Source organism: Acinetobacter sp. 1566109 (assembly GCF_000582255.1).
Lineage (GTDB): Bacteria > Pseudomonadota > Gammaproteobacteria > Pseudomonadales > Moraxellaceae > Acinetobacter > Acinetobacter nosocomialis.
In genome coordinates, this window is record NZ_JEYB01000032.1 from 15,926 (window position 1) to 42,276 (window position 26,351).

A 26,351-nucleotide genomic window follows, 5' to 3' on the forward strand; every position below is an offset into this window, starting at 1 on the left:
AAAAAAAGATTTATTAAATAAAATAATATTTAGAAAATTGTGTTTAAGGCTTTGTAAATAAAAAGAAAAATATTAAAAGAATAAAATTTAATGATTTAAAAAAAGTACAACCATACATTAATCGTATTTATGGTTGTACTTTTTGGACTAAGCTTATCTGAAATAAGAATATCTTAAAAAATGCAAAGACTAAGGAAGCAGTTTTTTAAAGACTAAAGAATTTCTTTGATAGTTATAAAGTGCTTGACGGGCATTTGGTAACTCATCAACGGTGACTTGGTGAAAACCATGTTCTAAAAACCAGTGTGCAGTTCGGGTTGTTAAAACAAATAATTGACGAATGCCTTGTTGTTTTGCCTTTTCTTCAAGGAATTGCAAAATTTGGCTACCACGGTTCGATTTACGATAACTTGGGTGTACTGCTACACAAGCAATTTCCGCTGAACGAGTTTCGTTAAACTCCGTCGGAATCGGATAAAGGGCAGCACAGGCCAAAATCATACCGTCTCGTTCAATAACCGCAAACTGGCTAATTTCTTGCTCTAAACGTTCACGTGAACGATAAACCAAAATACCTTCTTCTTCTAACGGGCGTAATAAGTTCATTAAGCCGCCAACATCTTGAATATGCGCCATACGAACTTCTTCATAATGTGCATCGGTAATCATAGTACCTACACCATCACGTGTGAACAGTTCTTCAATAAGTGCGCCATCATAGGCATATGAAATTAAATGAACACGATGTACACCCGACAGAGAAGCTTTTTTTGCTTCTTCTAAATGTAGAGTTAGAGTTGGACTGGTGGTTTGGTATTGTTGAATATAGTAGTCAAGTTGATGCGGACTTAATTCACGCAATAATTGTCCTTCTTCATTGAGCAAACCTTGTTGCTCACCTAAAAATATTAATTTATCTGCTTTTAAATAGGTTGCAGTTTTCGTTGCAACTTCTTCAGCTCTTAAATTAAATACTTCACCTGTGGTTGAATAACCAGTTGGACCAAGTAAAACAATATTATCGTTATCAAGATGGCGTTCAATCGCGTCGGTGTCTATGGAACGAACCTCTCCTGTAAGCTGAAAATCCATACCATCACGAATACCATAAGGTTTAGCTGTTACGAAGTTTCCTGATACGACGTCTATGCGAGCACCGTACATTGGAGAGTTAGCTAAGCCCATAGATAACAATGCTTCGATTTCTAAACGAATAGACCCAACAGCACTCATGACACAGCTTAATGATTCGCGTGTGGTAATACGGCTATTGTCATAAAAAGGTGTTTCGATACCTTTATCTTTAAGGTTTTGATTAATCTGTGGACGTGCGCCATGGACTAAAATTAAGCGAATACCAAGTGAATGCAATAAAGCAATATCATGGATAATGTGTTCAAAATTAGGATCGCGGACTGCTTCACCGCCAAACATTAAAACAAAAGTTTTATCGCGATGGGCATTAATATAAGGTGCTGAATGTCGGAACCAATGTACATAATGTTGGGTGTTATTATGTGATTTCTCTAAAGACTTAGTTGGCATACCGATCTCGAATCAACAGCAAAAAGATATAAAGATGATTCTAAACAAAAAAGCTTAAAGTCGCATGTATTAGATAGAAAAACACCCAAATTACATTTGGGTGTTTGTTGATTTATTAAATTAACGAATCACTTTAATAATTTTATGACTTTGCTCATTTACGAGTACGTAGTTACCGTTCACTTTATACCATTTTTGAAAACGTCCAGGCTTAGTCAATTTATCATGCGTGCGATAGTCGATGACATAACGTGGGTGCTGATATTCATGTGGTACGACTTGGCCTTCTCGCCAGATATTGGCACGATCATCTTTATGAATTACTTTGACTGGTCTGACGTCATGGTTTCGGTAGTTATCATGATGGTCATGATCATTTGGTGCAGCCATCGCTGTTGATGCGATTAAACCACTCATTGAAAGAACAATTGCTGTTGTTAGTTTTTTCATAATGAACCTCGAATGATAAATTAAATTTCGATAATTGAAGATTAGTGAAGAATTACAGATAAATCGTGAAGACTAAGAACAATAAATGTGAAAAATATCTAGGAAATAAGAAGAAATTTAGAATATATAAATTTTTAATATCTTATTGATATAAAAATAAAAAAAGGATAAAACCAATGGGCTTTATCCTTTTTTACTAACTGATGAGTGAGGAGCTATCAGTTTTATAAACCACGAATGCTAACAATGCTATTAGAATCTGTGTCGACTAAAATATAGTCATTATTGATTTTGTACCATTGTTGATTACGGTCTGGTTTAGGTAAGTTATTGTCTCTATAGTCGACCTTATAGCCATTACCGCGATAATGCTGTGGCATAACATAGCCTGGCTGCCAGCGATGTTGTTTTAGACGCTCAAAACCGCGTTCTTCGCGCATACGACGCTCATCGCGAAAACGATCTTCATGATCGTCACGGTCATGTTTATGCCCACGATCATTCCATTCACCACGAGGCCCACCTTTAGGTCCTTTCTGGCCATGTCCTCGGTCAAATGGAGGATCAGCAAAGCTTGCCATACTGGTGGTCAGTACAGTTATGCTAAGGGCTAAGATGGTGAACAACTTTTTCATGATGCATCCTCGTTTACATCTGATGTCTCTCATGTTGAATACTGTACGCGCAAAATGCAGAGAAACTGTGAAGATCATTTAATGCTTCAATTAAAATTACGGATAAATCCAGTGTTTTATCAATAATAAAAAAGGCTTGTATATATCTTTTCAGGTATAGCCAAGCCAGATGTGATGATCGGCCGTAATTTATTTTAGCTTTTCATCTATAGTTATTTAGTCCTGTGCATCAATACTTTGACCATTGAGCGTCAGGCTATCTTCACCCATTAAATAGAGATAAGCTGGCATGATTGACTCTGGTGTTGGTAATGTTTTTGGATCTTCTTCAGGATAAGCTTTAGCACGCATAGCAGTACGTGTTGCACCTGGGTTAATGCAGTTAAAGCGAATATTTGGATAAGTATGCTCAGCTGCAAAAATTTTGCTCACAGCTTCAATCGCGACTTTAGATACTGAATAAGCACCCCAAAGTGCACGTGCTTCGCGACCTACGCCAGAGCTGGTAAACACAACAGAAGCGTTATCTGATTTTTGTAAAAGTGGGAGTAAGGCTTGAGTAAGCGCAAAAGGTGCACGTAAATTGACTGCCATCACATCATCCCACACTTCTGCTGGGTAATGGGCAAGTTCTACTCGATCACCTAAAATACCGGCATTATGCAAAATACCATCTAGACGTCCAAATTGCTTTTCTAACGTATTGACTAAAAAGTCATAATCACGATCAGAAGCACTCGAAAGCTGGAGCGGTAAAATTGCAGGTTGAGGGGCGCCTAAACCTTCAATTTCATCATAAATTACTTCAAGTTTATTTAAGGTTCTACCATGCAAAACCACAGTTGCACCGTGTAAAGCATAACTGAGGGCCGCAGCTCGCCCGATTCCATCACCTGCACCGGTGATTAAAATAATTCGATCTTTGAGTAGATCTGGACGAGGTTGATATTCTGAATATTTCATTGGTAAACCTCCTTCTTTTTATACTGATATAAATAACCGTTAAAAAAGCCTGTAAAACTCTTGTGTTAACTTATCATACGCTGATTTTCCTGTAGAGCAGGAAGCTTTTGACGTAACATCTCGTGTAATTCTGTCACCGTATTTACAATCGAATCGGCTTGCCACGCGGCTAAATCATCGCGATGTTCGATAGGTAAATAGCCGTATGCTGCCAAGATGGTATACATATTGGCATTGCGACCAGCATCAATATCACGTGGGTGATCGCCCACATAAATAATTTCATCTGCTGGAATATTTAACTGCTTTGCAGCCAAATACATCGGTTCTGGGTCTGGTTTAGTTTTAGAAACATCTTCCGGACACACTAAAACTGCACAGCGTTCAGTCAGGTTTAGCTTTTCTAGAAGAGATTCACTTAAACCACGTGGTTTATTGGTGACAATACCCCACGGTATTTGCTGGGCTTCCAGCTCTGCTAAAAGCGGATACATCCCTTCAAATAGATCTGTATCGACGACAATATTATTGCCATACATATCTAAAAAATTTTGTCGATGTGCCAAGAAGATTGGATTGGTTACATCCAGCTCTGGATAGACCAATTTGACCATGGCGCGTGCACCTTCAGACACCTGAGTGCGAATAAGGTCTGCTTCTACAACAGGACGTCTTGCATCACGGCACATTTGTTGAATAATACGAATAAAGTCAGCAGCCGTATCGATGAGAGTGCCGTCTAAATCAAATAAAACAGCTTTCATCATGCACCTGTCTTTACGGTATGAACCATATAGTTAACATCAACATTTGGTGCTAACCAATAACGCTTCGTAATCGGGTTGTAGTGCAAACCTGTCATTTCTTTTAAAGTTAAACCTGCATTACGAATGTCATGTGCCATTTCTGACGGGCGAATAAACTTGTGATAATCATGCGTACCTTTTGGAAGCATACGCAACACGTATTCAGCACCAATAATGGCAAATAAATATGATTTTGGGTTACGGTTAATGGTCGAGAAGAACACATGGCCACCTGGCTTAACCAAAGCCTGACATGCTTTAACAATAGATGCAGGGTCTGGAACGTGTTCCATCATTTCCATGCAAGTGACCACATCATATTGACCTGCTTGTTCTTGAGCCAACTCTTCAACTGGAATTTGGCGATATTCAATATTTTGAACATTTTCTTGTTGAGCATGTAAACGACCTACTGCTAAAGGCGCTTCTCCCATATCGATGCCGAGTACGTCTGCACCGCGGCGCGCCATGCTTTCAGCTAAAATACCGCCACCACAGCCAACATCAAGCACCTTTTTACCAGCAAGACCACCGGCACGTTCATCAATCCAATTTAAACGTAATGGGTTAATTTGATGGAGTGGGCGAAATTCAGAATGTTGATCCCACCATTTGGCAGCAAGAGCTTCAAATTTTGCGATTTCTTGTAAATCAACATTCAATTGCGACATGGTGCTACCTCTAAACTTGGGTTATCTTTTTGATGTAGTTCGCTGTTAGTGTAGCGATTATTGGGAAAAAAGCGATAAACCCAATAAAAAACTTCACAGAAGCAAAACGAATTTAGCATATTTGTTTTATATTTAGGGCATAAGCTAATGCATAACAACTTAGAGGAAAAGCTGTAACAATGAAAAAATTGGTTTTGGGTGGTTTGAGTGCAGCAATTATGGCCATATCGGGTAGTGCAATGGCAGCAGATTTCGTTGCTGGTAAAGACTACACCGTAATTGCCAATCCAGGCAAAGTGGAAGTACCGGGGAAAATCGAAGTTCGTGAGTTCTTTTGGTATGGTTGTCCGCACTGTTTTAAACTTGAACCGCATATGCAAGAGTGGTTAAAACAGATTCCAAGCGATGTACGTTTCGTACGTACGCCAGCTGCTATGAACAAAGTATGGGAACAAGGGGCACGTACTTACTATACATCTGAGGCATTAGGCGTACGTAAGCGCACGCATTTACCATTATTCCATGCAATTCAGGTGAATGGTCAGCAGATTTTTGACCAGGCTTCTGCGGCTAAATTCTTTACTCGTTACGGTGTGCCTGAACAAAAATTTAATAGCACTTACAACTCATTTGCAGTAACTGCAAAAGTTGCCGAGTCAAATAAACTTGCTCAACAGTACCAATTAACAGGCGTTCCTGCTGTAGTGGTAAATGGTAAGTATGTTGTACAGGGTGAAGATGGTAAAGTTACTCAAGTACTTAATTACTTAATTGAGAAAGAACGTAAAGCAAAATAATTTTGAGTGCGTTAGTAAAAGGGCTTCATCAGAAGCCCTTTTTTATAAAATTTATTTCATAATCACGAAATCATTCAATTAATTTTGAGAGTTCTCGTCTTCAATCTGAAAATTTAACGCATCAAAATTGGTGGTTTGGGTGGGTAGTGATAAGGCTTGGTTAATATATAAATTAATCAATTTTTGGCGAGAACCAATCGAACGCTGATAATAAGTCGAATTTAAAAGTAGTGATGCGCCGTAAGTTAGTGACCAGATATAAGATAAATAGTCACGAATCGACATGTCATAATTTAATGATTTTAAATAACTTTCTGTAATATCTTTAATTGCTAAAATGCGTTGCTGGCGAATTTCATAAAGCTCTTCAAAAAGGTGCTTCAACTTAGACTCTGTCATCGTCAGATTTTCTTCAAGCTGATGCAATAAAATCGTTTTTCCCGGTGTGAGCAAATGATGGAGCATGTAACGCGGAGCATACTCTTTGAAATCAGTATTATATTTTTGAGAAATTTCTAAAATTTGTTTTTCATTTTGAATAATGAGTTCAAGCAGAAGTTCATTTTTACTTCTAAAGTGTTTATAAAGCGTACCTTTTGCGATATCTAGCTCGGCCACTAATTCATCTAGAGTAATTTCCTGATTGTTTTCTAGTAACAATTTTTCTGCAACGCTTAGAATTTTTTCTTTGCGCATCAAAAATTGTGTATGACGATCAAGATTCATAGGTATTCCCACACCAGTTTGGCCTAACGAATAGTTTACTTCCTGTAAAAAGAAAAAAGACTTTTCTCGAAATTTTAGCCTTTTTCTTTCACTCTTTACGTATTAACACATAACCTGTTTTTTGTCATTTGCCAGTTTTACCGTTCCCAGTTGGCAATGCCTCTAAACAGTAAGCGAACTTGTGTAGACGCATTTTCAATAAAGGCAATTTGTTGTTGTTTGAGCTGCTCACCTTGATATTGTTTGGCGAGGTTGAGCCACGTCATTGCCCATGTAAATGACATATTGGTCAAAATGGTAGATAAGACATTTAAGTCTTGAGGGTTTTGAATATGTTTAAAATTTTCGAGTTTAGTCAGATCTGTTGTTAGATCTTCAATCAAAAATTCAATTTCTCTAGCAATGGCTGCACGAACGGTTTCGGAACCTCCCCAACGTTCAGCAATCATAAATTGCCATTGCTTTGGACTATGGTTCACTGCTTGTACAAATAATTCAATACTGGTTTGGGTTTTAGCAGATTTATGTTGTAAATAACTTTGTCCAAGTTGATGTAAAACGCTTTTTAAATGTAGGGCAACTTGGTCAACCAATTCTTTCCCAAGTTCATCCATGTCTTGAAAATGACGATAGAACGCAGTTGGCACTAAACCTACTTCACGTGCAACTTCACGCAAACTAATACTACTGAACGAACGCCCAGACGTGCTTAGATGCAAGGCTGCATCGAGAAGTGCCTGACGACTTTGCTGTTTTCGTTCATCTCGTATCGACATTAAAAAAACCTATTTAAACCGTGAGCAAAGTCTAACAAAAAAGAGCAAACTTTCATAAAAAAAATAGTGAACAAGTGTTGACTGAGTGAACACTTATAAATATAGTGTACATATGTTCACTATACGAACATGTGTTCACTCAAATAAATAGCCAGAAACAAAAGAGGAACGTATGAACGCAACACTTAACTATCAACCACATTGGGTTCGAGAAGATTTCGTTGATTTTGTTTTGCAGAAAATTAACGCGACTTGGGCTTGGAAAAGGGTACTTGCAGAAGTTACCGCTGTTCAGCCGCTTCATACCGATATGGTGCTCATTAGACTTAAACCAAATCGTAATTTTAATTTCGATCAGGTTTGTGCGGGACAAAGTATTCTATTGACGTTGCTTATCGATGGCGTTTATCAACAACGTAGCTATTCGATTATTGAAGTAACCACTCAAGGTGAAATCACTTTAGGTATTAAAGTACAAGGCTTGGTGTCTCGTGCAGCTCAACTGTTACATGTGGGTGAGTGTGTTGAGATTTCACAGCCACAAGGTGATTTTACTTTGCATGAAGGTCAGCAGCCTGCAATTTTAATTGCATCAGGAAGTGGTATTACTGCAATTTATTCACTCTTGCAGCAAGCTTTAAAACAGCAGCTTGAACAAATTCATGTCATTTATTTTAATCGTGCGGAAATTTTTCATGCTGCATTAAAAGCTTTGGCAGAGCAGTACCCACAGCTTCAGTATCATTTTTTTAATACTACCGAGCAAAAGCAGCATTTAACTGAAAGCCTACTACAAAAGCTTGTTCCAGATTTTGCGCAGACTGCGACCTATATATGTGGGCACCACGGCATGATGCAGCAGGCGAATGAAATTTATGTGCAAAAAGGAGCCCAGTCTCAGCTTCACCAAGAATATTTCCAACCACTTCAAGTGACTGGTACACATGCAGCACAGCCTGTTATTTTCCGCCGTGCTCAACACGAATTTTTAGCTGAAACAAATTTACTGAGCAGTGCAGAGCAGGCGGGACTACGTCCGCAACATGGCTGCCGTATGGGGGTTTGTAATAAATGCAGTTGTACCAAAGTGAGCGGGGTCACTCAAAACCTGTTAACAGGCGAAATTGAAGACCAACCAAATCGTCCAATTAAACTATGCGTGAGCCAGGCATTAAGCCCAGTCACGATTGATCTATAAAAAGAATTACAGAGGATTAACCCTATGAATATGGCATTAGAATTTTCTACTGTTTCTAAATCTGCTCACTTAACACCGGAACAAACTGAAGAGTTTGGCCGCCGTGTTGAACAGATTCGACAAGATGTTATGAAAAGTCTTGGTGAGCAAGATGCAAAATATATCTACAAAGTCCGTAACTTTGTCCGCTATACCGAAATCGCATCACGTGGCATGTTGATGTTTGGTGGCTGGATTCCACCTGTCTGGTTATTGGGTACAGGTTTACTGGGTATTTCTAAAATCGTAGAAAACATGGAACTTGGTCATAACGTGATGCACGGTCAGTTTGACTGGTTAAATGAGCCAAGTCTGAATGGTAATACCTATGATTGGGATACCATTGCCTCTGGTGATGACTGGCGTGAAACACACAACTATGTACACCACACTTACACCAATATTGTCGGTAAAGACCACGATGTCGGATATGGAATTTTACGAGTAAGTGATCAACAAAAGTGGGAACCTCGTCACCTGTTTAATATTCCACTCGGTCTACAGTTAATGTTTTTCTTTGAATGGTATGTAGGTGTACAAAACTTACATCTTGAAGATGCATTAGTTTATAAAACCAAGAGCTGGAAACAGGTTTGGAAAGATTCTCCTAAAGTCCGTAAAAAAGCCACACGCCAAGTTTTAAAAGACTATATATTTTTCCCTGTGATCTCTGGCCCTATGTTTTTACCGGTTTTTGCGGGAAATGTAGTTGCCAATATTATTCGTAACTTATGGTCATCAGCTGTGATTTTTAATGGTCACTTTACTGAAGATGCAGAAACGTTTGAGCCGGATAATACCGACACTGAAACCAAGGCAGAGTGGTATTTACGCCAGATTCGTGGATCAAGTAATTTTAGTGGTACAGAATGGCTGCATTTTATGAGTGGTAACTTAAGCCATCAAATTGAACACCATTTATTTCCAGATATGCCAGCTAATCGCTATAAAGAAGTAGCACCGAAAATTAAGGCACTTTGTGCAGAATATGGCATTAACTACAACGAAGCGAACTTTATGCGCCAGTTCTGGAGTGTATGGGTGCGTTTAGCAAAATGCTCATTACCAAACCATACAACTGCAAAAGTGATGCAGACATTAGAAAAATTAAAAGCAAAATTCAAATTTGCCTAATCGATAGACCAGTAAATAGCTCCTAAAAAGGGGCTATTTTTATTTTTAAGTCATGAAAAGTGCAGACTTACATTTGAAAGTAGGGAATAAACTCAACCTGTCAAAATCCTTTGCTATACTATGCCCAAGTTTGTATTTAAGAGAATTTAGGAAGGATTATGCGTATTGACCAACGTGCATTAGACCAATTACGTGAAGTGAAAATTACACGAAACTACACCCGTTATGCTGAAGGTTCTGTGCTGGTCGAATTTGGTCACACCAAAGTCCTTTGTACTGCAAGCATTGATAACTCAGTGCCACGATTTTTAAAAGGCCAAGGTCAAGGCTGGGTAACAGCAGAATATGGCATGTTACCGCGTTCAACACACTCACGTTGTGACCGTGAGGCTGCTCGTGGTAAACAAACTGGTCGTACTCAAGAGATCCAACGTCTCATCGGTCGTAGCTTACGTGCGATGGTTGATTTGAAAAAGCTGGGTGAAAATACCATTACCATCGACTGTGATGTCATTCAGGCAGATGGCGGTACACGTACTGCTTCAATCACTGGTGCTGCTGTAGCATTGGTTGATGCGATGAATGTTTTACTTGCACAGAAAAAAATTAAGCAAGATCCACTTAAAGGCTTAGTTGCTGCAATTTCTGTAGGCATGTATCAAGACGAAGTATTGCTTGATCTTTGCTATGAAGAAGATTCGAACTGTCAAACTGACTTAAACGTAGTAATGACACAAGCTGGCGAGTTTATTGAAATTCAAGGTACAGCGGAAGACAAACCGTTTACCCGTGCTCAAAGCAATGCCATGTTAGAAATGGCTGAAAAAGGAATTGCCGAGCTGATTAAAAAGCAACAAGAAGCTTTAGGCTGGTAATTTTAAGTTATCTAAAAAACGCATCTTCGGATGCGTTTTTTTTATCCCTTCATCAAATCGACATAAAAACATCACTTGTCTGTCACCTTTTCACTTTATTAGTAGTTCGCATTTAAACCGTTTGGAAAAAACCAATGCGAAAATTTTCACTTTTATTAATTACATCTTTAGCGCTTATGCTCAGTGCTTGTAACGATGACAACAACTCAGATAATTCATCGCCAACACCACCACCAACCAGCAATTGCAAAATGCACTGTGCACCATAATAAAAATTAAGGATGAAAAAATGAATCGTCGCGAATTTCTTTTAAATTCTACAAAAACTATGTTTGGGACAGCCGCTCTGGCAAGTTTTCCGCTAAGTATTCAAAAAGCCTTAGCTATCGATGCGAAAGTTGAAAGTGGAACTATTCAAGATGTTAAACACATCGTGATTTTGACTCAGGAAAACCGTTCTTTCGATAATTATTTCGGAACATTAAAAGGTGTACGTGGTTTTGGTGACCGCTTTACCATTCCTATGACAGAAAGCCGCAAAGTGTGGGAACAATACGATGCTAAGAAAAATAAAGTACTGCCTTACCATCTCGACAGCCGTTTAGGAAATGCTCAGCGTGTTTCAGGTACACCTCACTCATGGTCTGATGGCCAAGCTGCTTGGGACAATGGTCGTATGAGTGATTGGGTGGCATATAAAAAACCGCAGTCAATGGGCTACTATAAAAAGCAAGAAGTTGAATATCAGTTTGCTTTAGCCAACGCTTTTACCATTTGTGATGCCTACCATTGCGCTATGCATGCGGGAACCAACCCGAACCGTAAATTTATCTGGACGGGAACTAATGGACCTACAGGGGCAGGTGTTGCGAGTGTGGTCAACGAATTTGATGGCATTGGCCCATCAACAGAAGGTTATGAATGGACGACTTATCCTGAGCGTTTACAGCAAGCTGGCGTGACATGGAAAGTTTATCAAAATATGCCAGATAACTTTACCGACAACCCTTTAGCTGGTTTCAAACAGTATCGCCGTGCAAATGAGCAATCTGGTCAGCCAGTCAGTAACGATACCCTCACTTGTCCAGCATATGATGAAAAAATCGATGCGACTCAACCACTTTATAAAGGTATTGCCAATACCATGCCGGACGGTGGTTTTCTAGGAACTTTTAAAGCTGATATTGCGCAAGGTAAATTACCGCAAGTGAGTTGGTTAGTTGCTCCTGCAACTTACAGTGAACATCCAGGGCCATCTAGTCCTGTGCAAGGCGCTTGGTATATTCAGGAAGTATTAAATGCGTTAACTGAAAATGCTGAGTTGTGGAGTCAAACCGTTTTATTGGTGAACTTCGATGAAAATGACGGTTTCTTTGACCATGTTCCTTCACCAAGTGCACCGTTTAAAGATGCAAATGGTGTTGTATATGGAAAAACCACTTTAACGGATCAGCAAGTATCTTATGAGTACTTTAACCATCCAGCAGTAGCGACTTCGAAATCTCAACCTAAGCCAGATGGTCGAGTGTATGGTCCGGGTGTACGTGTTCCAATGTACGTGATTTCACCATGGAGCCGTGGAGGATGGGTAAATTCTCAAGTCTTTGACCATACTTCTATTTTACAGTTCTTGGAAAAACGCTTTGGTGTCCAAGAGCCGAATATTAGCCCATACCGCCGTGCTGTATGTGGTGATTTAACAACGGCTTTTAATTTTAAAACACCGAATCTTTTGCCTGTTGCTGAACTAGATGGGAAGAAAACCAAAGCCGAAGCCGATGCGATTCGTGTTGCTCAAGCTTTATTGCCCCAAGTTCCTGTTCCGAGCCAGCAGCAATTTCCGCAGCAGGAAATGGGGATTCGACCATCACGTGCTTTGCCATATATTTTGCACACCAGTGCCAAAGTTGATGGCACTCAAAAAACAGTTAAATTGATGTTCTCTAATACGGGTAAACAGGCAGCCGTTTTCCATGTGTATAACCGATTGGACCTAACGTCAATTCCACGCCGTTATATGGTTGAAGCGGGTAAACAGCTCGATGATGTATGGAATGCTACAAATGGGCAGTATGATTTATGGGTACTCGGACCAAATGGTTTCCACCGTGCGTTTAAAGGTAATTTGAGCCAAGTTAACCAAACTCAAGCTTTACCGGAAATTAGAGTATGTGTGGAAGAGTGTGATGCGAATTTGTATTTAAAAGTGCGTCATGATGGCAGTAAGTCAGTTAAGCTCACAGTCAAAGCAAATGCTTATCTACCAAATAAAACATGGAATATAGAAACCAACAGTTCCGAAAAAGAATTGGTTTGGGATATGTCTGAATTTGGTGGTTGGTATGACTTTACGGTGACATTAGCTGATGATGCAACGTTTAGTCGCCGTTTTGCAGGACGTATAGAAACTCAAGAAGATTCAATTTCTGATCCATATATGGGTTATTTAGAGTCTTAAGTTGCTCTAATGGATGAATGATTAAGATGAAGTCTTAAGTTAATCATATTTTAAATTAGCTAGCACGACGGAGTCTTATCATTTATTCATCCAGTGGAAGTAGCTAATTCGTTACTTTGGTTTCGCCCAAAGTAACCAAATGCATTTGTCATCTACAAAACCTGTTCTCTTCCTGCATATATCTGATTTATTGCAAAAACAATATATTCATAGATTTTGGGCAGGTTGTAGATGACATCTCGCACAATCTAATGTTGGGAAATATAAATGAAGGGGAGTAATATCTTATTATTTAGATGAATAATAAAAATAAAGGTTTACCTTTTGTAACAGAATCTCCTAAGCCTGGTCATATTTATCTTTTACCTTGAAACCCTAATTTTTTTAAAGTGATGGGGAAAATTTATGCTACAAGGTTTTATTGTATTATTAGCAGTAGTTACTTTTGTTTTAATGGCTGCCGACCCACGGGATAGTGGGGCACAAGCGACTCAGTCAGCATGGCAAAAAACACAAGCGGCAGACATGACTAAGTCGCAAAAAAATACCAATAATGATGCTGATTTTATTTAAGCATTAAAACGCATTGATAAATCAACGGCTTTGACGTCTTTAGTCAATACGCCCATAGAAATATAATCGACACCAGTCGTCGCTACTTCGCGTAAGTTTTCAATAGTGATATTTCCCGAAGCTTCGAGTTTACAACGTCCAGCCACATGTTTTACGGCATCAATCATTTGTTGTTGGCTAAAATTGTCGAGCATGACAATATCCGCACCTGCTTCAAGTGCTTGGTTTAGCTCATCCCAAGTTTCAACTTCGACTTCAACAGGTTTACCCGGCGCAATTTGATGTGCTTTTGCTATCGCTTGGGCAATACCGCCCGCTGCCATAATATGATTTTCTTTAATTAAGAATGCATCAAATAAACCGAGGCGGTGATTTTGTCCGCCGCCGACGGTTACTGCGTATTTTTGTGCAATGCGTAAGCCCGGTAAAGTTTTACGTGTATCGAGAAGTTTTGTATTTAAACCTTCAAGATGTTGAACATATTCAGCAGTTTTTGTAGCCACAGCCGATAATGTTTGAATAAAGTTTAGAGCAGGGCGCTCTACTGTAAGTAAGCTACGTGCAGAACCAGCAAGCTTTAAAAAGGCTTCATTTGCAGCAACACGGTCACCTTCTTGTTTTAACCAAGTCACCTGTACAGTGTTGTCATAAGCTGAGATGAGTGCGTTTACCCATGGTTGTCCAGCTAAAACCATATCTTCCCGGCTAATGATGATTGCAGTTGCCTGTTCATTTTCCGGTGTGAGCATGGCGGTAATGTCACCGTCCCCAATATCTTCTTGTAATGCTTGTTGAATATTGATTTGAATTGACTGTTCAAGCAAAGACTGAGGTATGCTCATACGGTTTCCATTTTGTCGATGACCCTAAAACTTGCGATATATTAGCACCGTCGACTTTAAAAATAAGCTGTTTTATTCGCTTAATCGCGATAAACAATCGTACTGGCTACTCTGAAAAGCATATAACTGTTTTAAACTAAAACAATTGGCAAGCAATTTATTGGCATCTCAATGAAGCAAATCACACCGTATGAAGTTATAGATGGGCATTTAAAAGGGGCGAGACAAGTCCCTTCTCCAAATTTTAACCAGCGTCCGGCTGGTACCGAAATTCAAATGATTGTGGTTCATAATATTAGCTTGCCACCTTCTCAATTTGGGGGAGACTATATTGAGCAGTTTTTCCAAAATAAATTAGATTGGTCCGTACATCCCTATTTTCAGACTATTGAAGGGATGCAGGTCTCTACGCACCTGTTAATTTTACGAACAGGTGAGGTCCTACAGTTTGTTAATTTTAATGATCGTGCATGGCACGCAGGGCGTTCGAGCTATTTAGCCAAAGTTGAATGCAATGATTATTCAATTGGTATTGAGCTTGAAGGAAGTGATGATTTACCTTTTGAAGAAATACAGTACAGCATACTAACAGATGTGGTTAGGGCTATTCGCCAAGCTTATCCTGAAATTAAGAATCATATTGCAGGGCATTCAGACATTGCACCGGGCCGAAAAACCGATCCGGGTCCTTATTTTAAATGGCAGCATTTTAGACAACTGTTAACACAGAAAAAAACTTGAGTTCATTCATCATTTCACAACGAAAAGATTTTCTAGTTTCATTACAATAGCGACTTTCGAATATATAGCTGTAGGTGAGTACGATGGCATTATGGCGATCGACTTTTATTGTCAGTGCGATGACGATGTTGTCACGTGTGTTGGGGTTGGTACGAGATGTCGTATTGCTCAACGTGTTTGGTGCGGGTAAAGATTTCGATACCTTCGTTGTGGCTTTTCGTATTCCCAATTTCTTTCGACGATTGTTTGCCGAAGGAGCTTTTTCTCAGGCTTTTATTCCAGTACTAACAGAATATAAAACAGGCCGAGCACATGCTGAAGTTCAAATCCTGATTAGTCGGGTATTTGGTTGTTTACTCACGGTCATGACCTTACTCACTTTTGTGGCTATGGTGTTAGCTCCGGCGATCATCTATATGTATGCGCCGGGCTTCCATAATGACCCTGAAAAGTTCGATTTAGCGGTCAGTATGTTCCGTCTGACTATTCCATATTTAATGTTTATGTCATTGACTGCTTTTGCTAGCAGTATCTTAAACAGTTATGGTTCTTTTGCTTCCCCAGCTTTTTCACCTGTATTGCTCAATGTAGCAATGATTGCTGGCGCATGGTGGCTTACGCCGTATATGGCTGAGCCAATTAAAGCATTAGGATGGTCAGTTGTAGCAGCGGGTATTTTACAGTTAGCTGTACAAATTCCTGAGTTATGGCGTAAAAACCTCCTAATTCCACCTAAAGTTGATTTTAAACACGAGGGTGTAGAACGTATTTTAAAATTAATGCTTCCTGCATTATTTGGCGTATCTGTAACTCAGATTAACCTGTTGTTAAATACAATTTGGGCATCTTTCATGCAAGATGGTTCGGTATCTTGGCTCTATAGTGCTGAGCGTATGACAGAACTACCTTTAGGTTTAATTGGAGTTGCGATTGGTACAGTGATTTTACCTTCGCTTTCAGCACGCCATGCTGAGCAAGATCAAGAAAAGTTCCGCGATATGATCGACTGGGCAGCAAAAGTTATTGTATTGGTGGGATTACCAGCAAGTATTGCCTTATTTATGCTTTCTACACCGATTATTCAGGCTCTATTCCAACGTGGTGAGTTTGACCTACATGACACTCAAATGACTGCACTTGCATTGCAATGTATGAGTGCTGGTGTAATTTCCTTTATGTTAATTAAGGTATTTGCACCGGGTTTCTATGCTCAGCAAGATACGAAAACACCAGTTCGTGTGGGTTTAATGTCTGTTGCCGCAAATGCTATTTTAAACGTTGTATTTATTGGATTCTTTAAACTAATCCATTGGCAGGCTGAACATATGGCGCTTGCGTTGGCATCTTCTGGTTCAGCTTTGGTAAATGCTGGTTTGCTCTACTTCTATCTACATAAGCGTAATATTTTTCGATTCGGCTCACATTGGAAAAAACTGATTCTTCAATATGGATTGGCAAACCTTGCCATGATCGCAGCGCTTTGGTTTGGGTTAAATTGGTATAACGGCGAGCTTTCTCAATGGATCCGTATTGCTGAGGTCGCAGGTCTATGTGTAGTAGGCGTAATCGCTTACTTAATTGGCTTATTGATTAGTGGCTTTAGACCAAGAGATTTAAAACACTAAAATAAAAAGCGATCAATTTAGATCGCTTTTTTTATATTTTAGAGGATTACTTTGGCAAAACTTGTAGCAATTCAATATCAAAAATTAACGTACTATTTGGACCGATACTATCACCAGCACCTACTTCACCATAAGCAAGTTTAGCTGGAATGAAGAAACGGGTTTTACCACCTTCTTTCATTGTTTGTAAGCCTTCTGTCCAGCCGGCAATAACCTGATTTAATTGGAAATCTACAGGATGATTGCGTGCAATTGAGCTATCAAAAACAGTCCCGTCAAGTAAACGACCTTCATAGTTGACTTTTACGCGAGAAGTAGCTTTAGGTATTTTACCAGAACCTTCTTTTAATACCTGATATTGTAAACCCGATTTAGTTGTAATCACACCAGATTTTTTCGCATTTTCAGCGAGAAAAGCAGCGCCAGCCTGAGCATTTTGTTGCCCTAGTTTTTGAAACTCAACGAGCTGCTTAGCTTCTAAAGTTTTCTTATACTCATTAATTGCTTTAGCCATTTCTTCGTCTGTCAAGCGTGCAGTTTTTTTCTGTGCACCTTCTTGAAGACCTTGATAAAAGATATCAAGATTTAAATCTGTTAATGCATCAGTATTATTACGACCCATTAAATAGCCATAACTATAACTAAACTGATCTTTTGCTGGACTTTTATTTGTTACAGGTGTCGCAGCAATAACCGATAAACTCATTGTTGATGCAGCAATAACCAAACTGATTTTTTTCATGTCATTTTCCAAAAAAAACAGGAGAGTATAACGACTCTCCTGGATTGTTATTATTTCACTGAAATGAGTTCTACATCAAAAATCAGTGTACTGTTTGCTGGAATTCCAGGAAGCTCTTGTGGGCCATATGCAAGATTTGATGGTATGAAGAAAGTCGCTTTTCCACCTTCTTTCATGAGTTGAAGACCTTCAGTCCAACCCGGAATGACCTGATTAAGCGGGAATTCTACTGGTTGACCACGCTTATAAGAACTATCGAAAACCTGTCCATTAATTAAGCGACCTTCATAATGTACTTTGACAACAGACTGAGCAGTTGGCTGTTTACCAGTACCTTCTTTAGTAATGATATATTGCAAACCTGATGCAGTGGTTTTTACGCCAGCTTTCGTTTTGTTTTCTGCAAGGAACTGTGCATCTGCAGAGTCAGTAGCTGTACCCGCTTGCTCAGGCTTATCTTGATGCTGCATTTTTTGTTGTAACTCTTTTTCATAAGCAGCAACGGCAGCTTTTAAATCTTCTTGAGTATAAGCACTAGGCTGCTTATTACGCGCATCATGGATCCCTTGAACAAATGCTTTGGTATCCAGTTCAGGAGGAGTTTGCTGAGCAACTTCATACCCAAGAACGTAACTGATTTTTTGAATTGGAGAAGAATTTTTGTCTGCTTTACGTCCGACTTCTGTGGTCGGATGTTGAGTTGCATAATATACAGGTACAAGTGCAGCACCGCCTAAAACTACAGCGACAGCAATGGGTAAGGCTTTACTCATAAAAGGTTCCAAAAATAATCATTTGAGTCTAAAAGGCTGCTTCGATCTTAGCATGCTTCGACTTAAGCATAGAATGTTTAAGAAAAAAAACGAGTGGTTTTTTTATATATTTTAGTTAGTTTTAATATGGCAAAACTTAAAAAGCAAATAAAAAAACCGGATCATATGATCCGGTTTTATGGAGAGTTTTAATTAGTCTTCTTTTTGTGCCTTATAGGCATAAGCATAGTTATAACCATACCCACCCCCACTAGAGCGTTGAATATCGTTAAGGATAAAGCCATTCACCTTAACACCTGCTTGTTCAAAACGGTTAACGGTTAATTCAAGCTCTTTCATATGTGACTTGGCGTAGCGTGCAACGATCAAGTTTACACCAGTGTACTGAGAAATAATAATACCATCGGTTACCGCAAGCACTGGTGGAGTATCAATAATGATATGGTCATATTGAGTCTGGAACTTTTCTAGTAAGTCTTTGAACTGGGTAGAGCTCAACATTTCTGAAGGGTTGGTTGGACTCTTACCACGGGTAATCACGTCGAGATTCGCAACTTGCGTTTTATGTAAAACTTGTGTCAAGTCAGCTTGGCCACTTAGTAATTCAGAAAGACCAGGTTTCACGTCAACATCGAAGTATTTATGCATATAACCACGACGCATATCAGCATCAATCAGTAATACACGTTTATTCCCTTGTGCGAAAATAGTCGCTAAGTTAGTTGAAATAAATGATTTACCGACTTCTGGAGACGGGCCAGCAATCATAATAATATTATTTTTTGCTGAGGTTAAAGCGAAGTGAATGGCTGTACGAATACTACGCAAACTTTCAATCGCAATATCATCACTACTTTTAACTGCCAAAATAGGAATACTCTTTTTCTTTTTCAAGATATTCATACGAGTTTCTTGAATAGGAGAACGAGGTACAGTCGCATAAACTGGTAAATCTAATTCATTTTCAATTTGAGTTGAATCATTAACTCCGCTACGCATCATATTGCGTAATAATGCAATTAATACACCGATAAAACCACCAACAAAAATAGAAAGTATTAGAACAATTAATTTCTTAGGTTTAATAGGTTTAACAGGTTCTACAGCAGTATCAATAATGCGAACATTACCAATCTCACCTGCATTAGCAATTTTAAGCTGTTGATAACTGTTTAGTAACGACGTATAGAGCTCTGTGTTTACTTTTACATCACGATATAGTTGTAAATATAAACGTTGTGTTTCAGGAAGTTGAGTTAAACGATTATTAAGATCAGCAATCTTTTTATTAATCTCTGTAATTTGTGCATCGATTTGACGGATTAATGGATGATCATTGGTATATTTAGCAGAAAGCTCAGCTTGTTTCTGTTGTAGCTCGATTTTAAGCTTTTCTAAATCAATATTTTGCTTAAGTAATAGCTCCGACTCAGCATTTACATCGACTGTTTTATACTTTTCACGAAATTGGTTAAACTTGATCTCAGAATCTTCTAGCTGCTTTCGAAGCTCTGGTAATTGTTTCTCAAGAAAAGCTAAAGTTTGTTTAGATTCTAAAGACTTTCGCTCAATGTTTTGTTGGTGATAAACAGTTAGAACATTATTTAGTACTTGTGTAATGTGCTCAGGATCTTGACCTAGATAATTTAAACCAATAACACCAGTCACTTTACCTTTTTCAGCAACACTATAGATATCATTAAAATTTTTAACGGCTGTTGGTAGAGCGAGTTTAGTTAAAGTATAGCTTTGTTCTTTCAGGTTACCTTGAGCATTAAGTTGTACCTGCCAAAGACCTCTATTTGTATTTAGTATATTTTTTTTGTTTAATTGACCATTAAATACAACTTGATCTTTGTATGTTAAAGTGAATTGATTTGCACCTTTGAACTCTAACTTTAAGGGTTTATCTAAATAATATTCAGGTACTTTAAGTTCTCGTATAATCAAATTATTATTTTGATTACTGTACAGTACAGATTCATGACGATACTCAAGTCTACTCTTATCTTGTGAAATTAACTTGTCGATCAATCCTGATTGGTTATCTTTGACGTTAATATCAAGATTAAGGTTCTGAATGACTTGTCCTAAAACCATTCTAGAACGAAGAATCTCTATTTCTGGATCAGCTGGTGATTTTTGAGATAGACCTCCACTGACTTTAGAAAGGTCACCAAGCAAAGCAGCAGAGGCAGCGCCTTTACTGTCCTCAACTTGTACCATTGCATCTACAGAATAAGTATCTGGCGTTATCCGTAAGTATAGCAAGGCACAAATTAAACTTAAGACCACGCAGCATGCTATGATTTTCCACTGTGCAATCAATGAAAAGAATAACTCTTTTAAATCGATGCTATCTTCGCTAGTTTTAGAGTTTTGGTTCATAAATTTACAACTAATATACAATTATAATTGAGTGCGCCAATCTTGCACATAGCTTTGAATGTTGCGGCAAGTCTGATCAAAAAAAGCTTGGTCATGCTGATAGGGGTCAGGTATATTTTGCCCTTGCCAATGGCCAAGCCTAAAAATTTTACCCTTAGCAAATGGCCAAGTTTGTTCAATATGCTTTTGCTGATTATTGCTCATTACTAAAATCAAATCATTTTGTTTGATCAATTCAGCACTGAGCTGGCGAGCCACGTGTGGTCTCATATCAATATTCAACTGATCCATACAATGAATCGCTTTGTCATCTGCAGTATGACCTACTAGGGCTGAAATACCAGCAGATGAGATATTTAATGTAGGATGTTGGGCCTTTAAAAAGTATTCTGCCATTGGACTGCGGCAAATATTACCTACACAGACTACTAAGATATTTTGTAACTGCATTCTAGTTTTTACCCAATTGATCAAATGTATAGAGTGCACTTGAGAATGGTACAATCTGGTTCATAATACGCTGCCAGCGTGTTAAGCCAGTTGCATCAATATAAACAATATCATTTTTTTGCATTTGGAATTGATTAGATAATGCAAGGTTACCAATACTACTCAAATTGAGCTGATAGATTGTTGATCTTTTTGTTTGTAAATCTGTACGCATGACATAAATACGAGCTGCACTTGCCGAGTATGGATTAACACCTTCACTCTCGCCCAATACATCACTTAGGGTCATTCCCTGATCTCGTAATGGAATTGCTGAACTTTTATTAGACTCACCCATAACATAGAGTTTTTGATTTTGTTTAGTATTTACATAAATTGTATCATTGGGTTGGACTAATAATTTGTGTAGTGAATAACCTTGTTTCTCAAGTGCAACGACATTTAAATTATAAACTTCGCCATTACGAATGAGTTGAATATCAGTATTATCACCAGACTCTTGATTTACACCTCCAGCCATACTTAAGGCTGTATAAATACTAATTGGTTGATCATCTAAAGTGTATTGTCCACTTTTCATAACCTGACCATTAACAAAATAGCGTTTAGCTTGATATGACAACACGCGAACTACAACATCAGGTGTTTTTAAATACTTAGCAAATTGACTTCGTAAATATTTATTGGTCTCAGCCAGTGTTTTCCCTGCAATGTGAACTTGGCCTACAAGTGGTAACTGTACATTTCCTGCAGAATCAATAGGGTATCCAAATGCTTTAATATCAGTAGAGGCACCTTGAATAGGAGGAGTAATTTCAGGATAAGCCCAAAGCTGAATAGATAAAACATCCCCAGCACTTAAGCGGTATTGATAAAAAGGAGTATTAAATAAGGCGCTTATATTTCCTTGTGGACGCAAAGCCTCAGAACTAATCTTTGGAATATTGTTTTGGGTGAGTTGAACAACAGAAACCTCTGCGCCTTGTTCTGTTTTAAAAGTACCTTGTTCAGGTAAGTCGTAAGTTTGTAAGCCTGAGGTGACTGCACATCCTGTAAACGAAAGTGAAATGGCTAAAAATAATAATGTGCTTTGGTGCTTCACATTCAAACCCTTTATTGTTTGTAATCCAATGATACTTTGCATGAAGACATTGGATTGTAGTCTATAATTAACCCAAATCATACTTTATTTGCCAAGCAGTGATTGTATATTTCGAGAAAATTTTGTTTAAAGTCTGCTATATTAACGTAGTAGGTCGTATCCATGATGTTTCTCCATTTAAAATTAAATGGTTAGGTTTTATATATGTTTCAACTTGAGCAACTAAAAATAGCAATTATCGGCTTAGGGTATGTTGGATTACCTTTGGCAGTTGAATTTGGTAAACATAAACCTACAATCGGATTTGATATAAATGAAAATCGGATATTAGAGTTAAAAAACGGATATGACCATACATTAGAAGTGACTTCTGATGAGTTAAAACACGTACAGCATTTGTCGTATACAGCACATATTCAAGACTTACAGAATATAAACTTTTTCATTGTCACTGTGCCAACACCCATTGACGATTTTAAACAACCTGACTTGACCCCTCTCATAAAAGCATCCCAAAGCATTGCTAAAGTTCTAAAAAAAGGCGATATCGTTGTTTATGAGTCAACGGTTTATCCTGGTGCGACAGAAGAGGTTTGTATACCCGAATTAGAAAAACATTCCGGTTTAAATTTTAATAAAGATTTCTTTGTTGGTTATAGTCCAGAACGTATTAATCCTGGTGATAAACAACGACGTGTCACTAATATTTTAAAAATTACCTCAGGTTCGACTCCAGAGGTCACTGACTATGTTGATCAAGTATATAATTTAATTATTGAGGCGGGTACACATAAGGCCCCGAGTATCAAAGTCGCTGAGGCTGCTAAAGTCATTGAAAATACACAAAGAGATGTGAATATCGCTTTAATCAATGAGTTGGCTCTGATTTTTAATAAAATGGGTATCGATACAGAAGATGTACTCAAGGCAGCAGGTACAAAATGGAATTTTTTAAACTTTAGACCTGGTTTAGTTGGTGGTCATTGTATTGGTGTTGATCCGTATTATTTAACGCATAAAGCAGAGTCAATTGGTTTACATCCAGAAATTATTTTGGCAGCTCGTCGCTTAAATGATCGTATGGGTGAATATGTTGCAACCCAATTGATCAAAGAAATGGTAAAGAAACGTATCCAAGTTGTTGGTGCTCGTATATTAATTTTAGGTTTGAGTTTTAAAGAGAACTGCCCAGATATACGAAATACTAAGATTGTAGATATGGTTAAAGCACTAAAAGAATACGATTTAGATCTTGATATCTATGATCCTTGGGTAGATAGTGCTGAGGTTGAAGCAGAGTATGGGTTAGCTCCAATCATGGAATTAAAACAAGGTCGGTATGACGCTATCGTAATTGCAGTTGCACATGATCAGTTTAAGGTAATGAGTACTGAAGACTTTCATTCTTTAGGTAAAAAAAAGCATGTCCTTTATGATTTAAAGCATGTTCTTAATAAAGTAGATGCAGATTTAAGACTATAGCAATGGTATTGATTGGGAAGTTAAAGAACAAAGTATTTGCCAATTCTGTTTGGATGATGTCTGAAAAACTAATTTCAATTTTTGGTTTAATCTTTGTTACCTCATTTGTTGCAAAGTATATAGGTCCTGAAAACTTTGGAAAGCTAACCTTTGCAAGTTCAATTTTTGCGATCATTCAAACAATTGCAATGTTTGGATCGGAAAATATTATTTTTCAAAAAACATCTAAAAACAAAAAAATAGGTGAATATATAATTGATTCCACAAAAATAATTAGAGATATTCTGTATCTTGGCTTTTCATCACTTACATTGTTTTATATTTATTATGCTACTGATTATCTAACTTTTGTATTTTCACTTGCGACAAGTGTGGCGATTTATTTTGCTGTTCACGATGTATATTTAATATATTTTAATGCAATTTTGCAATCTAAAATAAATGCATATTGTAATATTTTAGCTTTGATTATTTCACTAATTATAAGATATTGTATCGCAAAATTTCAGTTAGCAATAGAGTTATTATGTATTCCGATAATAATGATTACCTTGGTACCTTTTTTTATTAGAAAGTATTTGTATGCACAGAAAAAAGTGAGTGAAAGTGATATTGTAGTAGAAAAATTTAAGCGTTATCGAAAATTTATGTTGGGTGTGGGGCGTAAACTTGCTTTCTACTCACTTTCAGTTGCAATTTTTACAAAAACATCGCAGTTATTTCTAGGTATTAAGTCCCAATATGATTTGGGTATTTATACTGTAGCAATGACATTGGGGAATAGTTTCTATTTTGTTTTGGTTGCAATAATTTCTTCATATTTTACACAAGTTTATGTTGAGAAGGATTTTGAAAAAAGCCAAAATATGGTTGCTAAGCTAAGTTTGGTTATCATTTTAATCTGTCTGTTAGTAATGGTTATTTTTTCTTTAACAGGACATTATATTATTGAATGGTTATATGGTAAGCAATATGCAAGTGTAAATAATATTCTAATATTTACAGTATTTGTTACGTTATTTTCAGGGCTTTCCACAATTGCGGAGAAGTATTTGTTGAAATTTAATGCATATGACTATTTGAAGAAAAAAACACTTTATTTAGTTGTCTTTAATATCATACTAACAGCTTTTTTTGTTCATTTTTGGGGTTTAAATGGTGCAGTTTTTGCCATTTTAACTACAGAAATTATGTCATTTTCTATATTTAATTATTTTTATAAAGATAGAATCATACTCGATGTTCAAAAGAGAATTTTTTTACCTTCCACTTATAGAAAAGAGTACAACTAATGATAATTTTAAGTATAATTGTTCCTATATATAAAGTAGAAGAATATATTGTTGAGTGTATTGAGAGTATATGTAATCAATTGATCAGTGGCGTAGAGATTATTTTGATTAATGATGGTACGCCTGATAGATCTATGGCTTTAGCACGTAATTATATTGCTCAGAAATATCCTCATTTTGAAAAACAATTTGTTTTTATTGATCAAAAAAACCAAGGACAAAGCGTTGCTAGAAATAATGCATTAAAAATAGCAAAGGGTGAGTATGTTGGATTTTTGGATTCAGACGATTATTTATTACCAAACTATTTTTATGAATTAATAAAAGTTATAAATGAGAAAAAAGTAGAAATAATTCATTTTAATGCTAAACAATATGATACAGATAAAGGTTATGTTGAGAATATTTGTTTTGTTACACATAGTAAAATTTCAATAAATGATGAATCCTATAGAGAAAAGTTGTTTTTACAGTCTTATTGGTATCCTTGGTTAAGAGTTATCAAAAAAGACATTCTAAGTAAATTTGCTTTTGATATTAATGTGTATATGGAAGATAAGCTGTATTTTCCAAAAATTTATTACTTTGCAAATGGTCTAGAAATTTTTGAATTGCAAAAAGAACTTATTTGCTACAGACATAGAGAGGGTAGTTCAATTAGAAGTGGGTATCCAGCACCTCTTCTAAATGGAATTGACTTAGGGATAAAGAAATTTATACCAACAAATAAATATCCTCTTTATTCTATTATTTATAATCAATTTTTATCTCAAAAAATATCAATAATGATAGATAGAGGGCAAAGTTTGTCTACAGTCTATTCATTTGTTATTAGTGAGGAGGCAAATATTAAGCTAAATTATAGAGTTAGTTATAAGATTTTTTTGTTAAAGTATTTTCCTTTTATCTATCTAGTGTTATTAAAGTTAAAAAAGAAATGGGTGTGAAAGAATATGGATATGGTTTTTAAAAATAATAAAATAATAGCAACTGTAATTTTTTTAACATTTAATATTGTTTGTATTTTATTTTACTTTTTTGGAATTTTTAATGACTTAAGTGATAGCTTCTATCATAAGTTTTGTGAATTTTTATATATATTAAACTTTGCCCTAATCCCCTTTTTGTTTTATATTTATAGGGTGAAAATATTTTCTCCTCAAGGCTTGTTTTATATATCAAGTTGTTTGTTTGCTTTAGGTAGAGTTTTTTTAAGTTTTTTTGGTTTATATCGAGATTACTATGAATTGTATTGGGGGATTAGGGCA

Annotated in this window: 26 protein-coding genes and 1 pseudogene; 13 read left to right on the top strand and 14 right to left on the bottom strand. The window is 37.2% G+C overall.

Going from position 1 to position 26,351, the window contains the following annotated elements:
- Positions 1-189: 189 nt before the first annotated feature.
- From argA to ubiG, 6 genes are all read right to left on the bottom strand, one after another.
- Positions 190-1,545: an amino-acid N-acetyltransferase gene (gene argA / locus J582_RS17445; RefSeq protein WP_002050496.1), complete on the bottom strand. Its 1,356-nt coding sequence runs from the start codon at positions 1,543-1,545 to the stop codon at positions 190-192.
- A gap of 120 nt (positions 1,546-1,665) precedes the next feature.
- Positions 1,666-1,995: an RcnB family protein gene (locus J582_RS17450; RefSeq protein ID WP_002050532.1), complete on the bottom strand. Its 330-nt coding sequence runs from the start codon at positions 1,993-1,995 to the stop codon at positions 1,666-1,668.
- A gap of 224 nt (positions 1,996-2,219) precedes the next feature.
- On the bottom strand, positions 2,220-2,630 hold the full coding sequence (locus tag J582_RS17455) for an RcnB family protein (protein ID WP_004884020.1): 411 nt from the start codon (positions 2,628-2,630) through the stop codon (positions 2,220-2,222).
- Positions 2,631-2,846: 216 nt separating this feature from the next.
- On the bottom strand, positions 2,847-3,593 hold the full coding sequence (locus J582_RS17460; protein WP_004706106.1) for a YciK family oxidoreductase: 747 nt from the start codon (positions 3,591-3,593) through the stop codon (positions 2,847-2,849).
- Positions 3,594-3,658: 65 nt separating this feature from the next.
- Entirely contained in the window at positions 3,659-4,360 is a 702-nt protein-coding gene (locus tag J582_RS17465) for an HAD family hydrolase (protein ID WP_016803557.1), read from the bottom strand.
- Positions 4,357-5,070, bottom strand: coding sequence for a bifunctional 2-polyprenyl-6-hydroxyphenol methylase/3-demethylubiquinol 3-O-methyltransferase UbiG (ubiG, locus tag J582_RS17470; RefSeq protein ID WP_002050579.1), 714 nt, complete (start codon positions 5,068-5,070; stop codon positions 4,357-4,359). Before ubiG ends, J582_RS17465 begins: the two co-directional genes overlap by 4 nt.
- Before the next feature lie 179 nt (positions 5,071-5,249).
- Here ubiG and J582_RS17475 point away from each other — a divergent pair, with 179 nt between their 5' ends.
- Positions 5,250-5,867: a thiol:disulfide interchange protein DsbA/DsbL gene (locus J582_RS17475; RefSeq protein ID WP_002050528.1), complete on the top strand. Its 618-nt coding sequence runs from the start codon at positions 5,250-5,252 to the stop codon at positions 5,865-5,867.
- A 78-nt stretch (positions 5,868-5,945) separates the two neighbouring features.
- Here the strand turns inward: J582_RS17475 and J582_RS17480 are convergent, their stop codons facing one another.
- Both J582_RS17480 and J582_RS17485 read right to left on the bottom strand, forming a co-directional pair.
- Positions 5,946-6,593 carry a TetR/AcrR family transcriptional regulator gene (locus J582_RS17480; protein WP_002050537.1) on the bottom strand — a complete coding sequence of 216 codons (648 nt, stop codon included), beginning with the start codon at positions 6,591-6,593 and terminating at the stop codon, positions 5,946-5,948.
- Between the two features lie 137 nt (positions 6,594-6,730).
- Positions 6,731-7,369, bottom strand: a complete 639-nt coding sequence (locus J582_RS17485) for a TetR family transcriptional regulator (RefSeq protein ID WP_022574311.1) — start codon at positions 7,367-7,369, stop codon at positions 6,731-6,733.
- Positions 7,370-7,541: 172 nt separating this feature from the next.
- On the opposite strand from J582_RS17485, the gene J582_RS17490 reads away from it, so the two are divergent.
- The 6 genes from J582_RS17490 (at position 7,542) to J582_RS26130 (ending at position 13,646) form a co-directional block, all read left to right on the top strand.
- Complete coding sequence (locus J582_RS17490) at positions 7,542-8,567, top strand: ferredoxin reductase (RefSeq protein WP_032048300.1); 1,026 nt, start codon at positions 7,542-7,544, stop codon at positions 8,565-8,567.
- 30 nt (positions 8,568-8,597) lie between these two features.
- Complete coding sequence (locus J582_RS17495; RefSeq protein ID WP_081405549.1) at positions 8,598-9,740, top strand: fatty acid desaturase family protein; 1,143 nt, start codon at positions 8,598-8,600, stop codon at positions 9,738-9,740.
- 158 nt (positions 9,741-9,898) lie between these two features.
- Positions 9,899-10,615: a ribonuclease PH gene (rph, locus tag J582_RS17500; protein WP_001217232.1), complete on the top strand. Its 717-nt coding sequence runs from the start codon at positions 9,899-9,901 to the stop codon at positions 10,613-10,615.
- A gap of 134 nt (positions 10,616-10,749) precedes the next feature.
- Entirely contained in the window at positions 10,750-10,884 is a 135-nt protein-coding gene (locus tag J582_RS27490) for a hypothetical protein (RefSeq protein ID WP_265091520.1), read from the top strand.
- A 20-nt stretch (positions 10,885-10,904) separates the two neighbouring features.
- On the top strand, positions 10,905-13,073 hold the full coding sequence (locus tag J582_RS17505) for a phosphocholine-specific phospholipase C (RefSeq protein ID WP_032048302.1): 2,169 nt from the start codon (positions 10,905-10,907) through the stop codon (positions 13,071-13,073).
- 405 nt (positions 13,074-13,478) lie between these two features.
- Positions 13,479-13,646: a hypothetical protein gene (locus J582_RS26130; RefSeq protein ID WP_000938939.1), complete on the top strand. Its 168-nt coding sequence runs from the start codon at positions 13,479-13,481 to the stop codon at positions 13,644-13,646.
- Here the strand turns inward: J582_RS26130 and nadC are convergent.
- Positions 13,643-14,488 (bottom strand): carboxylating nicotinate-nucleotide diphosphorylase, encoded by an 846-nt coding sequence (nadC, locus tag J582_RS17515; RefSeq protein ID WP_031952033.1) that lies wholly within the window; start codon positions 14,486-14,488, stop codon positions 13,643-13,645. The genes J582_RS26130 and nadC overlap by 4 nt on opposite strands.
- A gap of 171 nt (positions 14,489-14,659) precedes the next feature.
- Here nadC and ampD point away from each other — a divergent pair, with 171 nt between their 5' ends.
- Both ampD and murJ read left to right on the top strand, forming a co-directional pair.
- Positions 14,660-15,229, top strand: coding sequence for a 1,6-anhydro-N-acetylmuramyl-L-alanine amidase AmpD (gene ampD / locus J582_RS17520; RefSeq protein ID WP_031952035.1), 570 nt, complete (start codon positions 14,660-14,662; stop codon positions 15,227-15,229).
- 74 nt (positions 15,230-15,303) lie between these two features.
- A complete protein-coding gene (gene murJ / locus J582_RS17525; protein WP_171071052.1) occupies positions 15,304-16,854 on the top strand; it encodes a murein biosynthesis integral membrane protein MurJ in 1,551 nt (516 codons plus the stop codon).
- Between the two features lie 46 nt (positions 16,855-16,900).
- On the opposite strand, the gene J582_RS17530 is transcribed toward murJ, so the two are convergent.
- From J582_RS17530 to J582_RS17550, 5 genes are all read right to left on the bottom strand, one after another.
- A complete protein-coding gene (locus J582_RS17530) occupies positions 16,901-17,596 on the bottom strand; it encodes an FKBP-type peptidyl-prolyl cis-trans isomerase (protein ID WP_031952039.1) in 696 nt (231 codons plus the stop codon).
- Positions 17,597-17,646: 50 nt separating this feature from the next.
- Complete coding sequence (locus J582_RS17535; RefSeq protein ID WP_032048303.1) at positions 17,647-18,369, bottom strand: FKBP-type peptidyl-prolyl cis-trans isomerase; 723 nt, start codon at positions 18,367-18,369, stop codon at positions 17,647-17,649.
- Positions 18,370-18,561: 192 nt separating this feature from the next.
- Positions 18,562-20,757 carry a polysaccharide biosynthesis tyrosine autokinase gene (locus tag J582_RS17540; protein WP_031952041.1) on the bottom strand — a complete coding sequence of 732 codons (2,196 nt, stop codon included), beginning with the start codon at positions 20,755-20,757 and terminating at the stop codon, positions 18,562-18,564.
- A 21-nt stretch (positions 20,758-20,778) separates the two neighbouring features.
- On the bottom strand, positions 20,779-21,207 hold the full coding sequence (locus tag J582_RS17545) for a low molecular weight protein-tyrosine-phosphatase (protein WP_002050525.1): 429 nt from the start codon (positions 21,205-21,207) through the stop codon (positions 20,779-20,781).
- Between the two features lies 1 nt (position 21,208).
- On the bottom strand, positions 21,209-22,351 hold the full coding sequence (locus J582_RS17550; protein ID WP_001190673.1) for a polysaccharide biosynthesis/export family protein: 1,143 nt from the start codon (positions 22,349-22,351) through the stop codon (positions 21,209-21,211).
- A 162-nt stretch (positions 22,352-22,513) separates the two neighbouring features.
- Here J582_RS17550 and tviB point away from each other — a divergent pair, with 162 nt between their 5' ends.
- The 4 genes and pseudogenes from tviB to J582_RS27100 all read left to right on the top strand — a co-directional run.
- Entirely contained in the window at positions 22,514-23,791 is a 1,278-nt protein-coding gene (tviB, locus tag J582_RS17555; RefSeq protein WP_000487067.1) for a Vi polysaccharide biosynthesis UDP-N-acetylglucosamine C-6 dehydrogenase TviB, read from the top strand.
- 2 nt (positions 23,792-23,793) lie between these two features.
- Positions 23,794-25,083 (top strand): oligosaccharide flippase family protein, encoded by a 1,290-nt coding sequence (locus J582_RS17560; protein ID WP_031952043.1) that lies wholly within the window; start codon positions 23,794-23,796, stop codon positions 25,081-25,083.
- Complete coding sequence (locus tag J582_RS17565) at positions 25,083-26,030, top strand: glycosyltransferase family 2 protein (RefSeq protein WP_000584983.1); 948 nt, start codon at positions 25,083-25,085, stop codon at positions 26,028-26,030. Before J582_RS17560 ends, J582_RS17565 begins: the two co-directional genes overlap by 1 nt.
- Before the next feature lie 6 nt (positions 26,031-26,036).
- Positions 26,037-26,351: pseudogene (locus J582_RS27100) on the top strand (O-antigen polysaccharide polymerase Wzy); the annotation flags it as partial.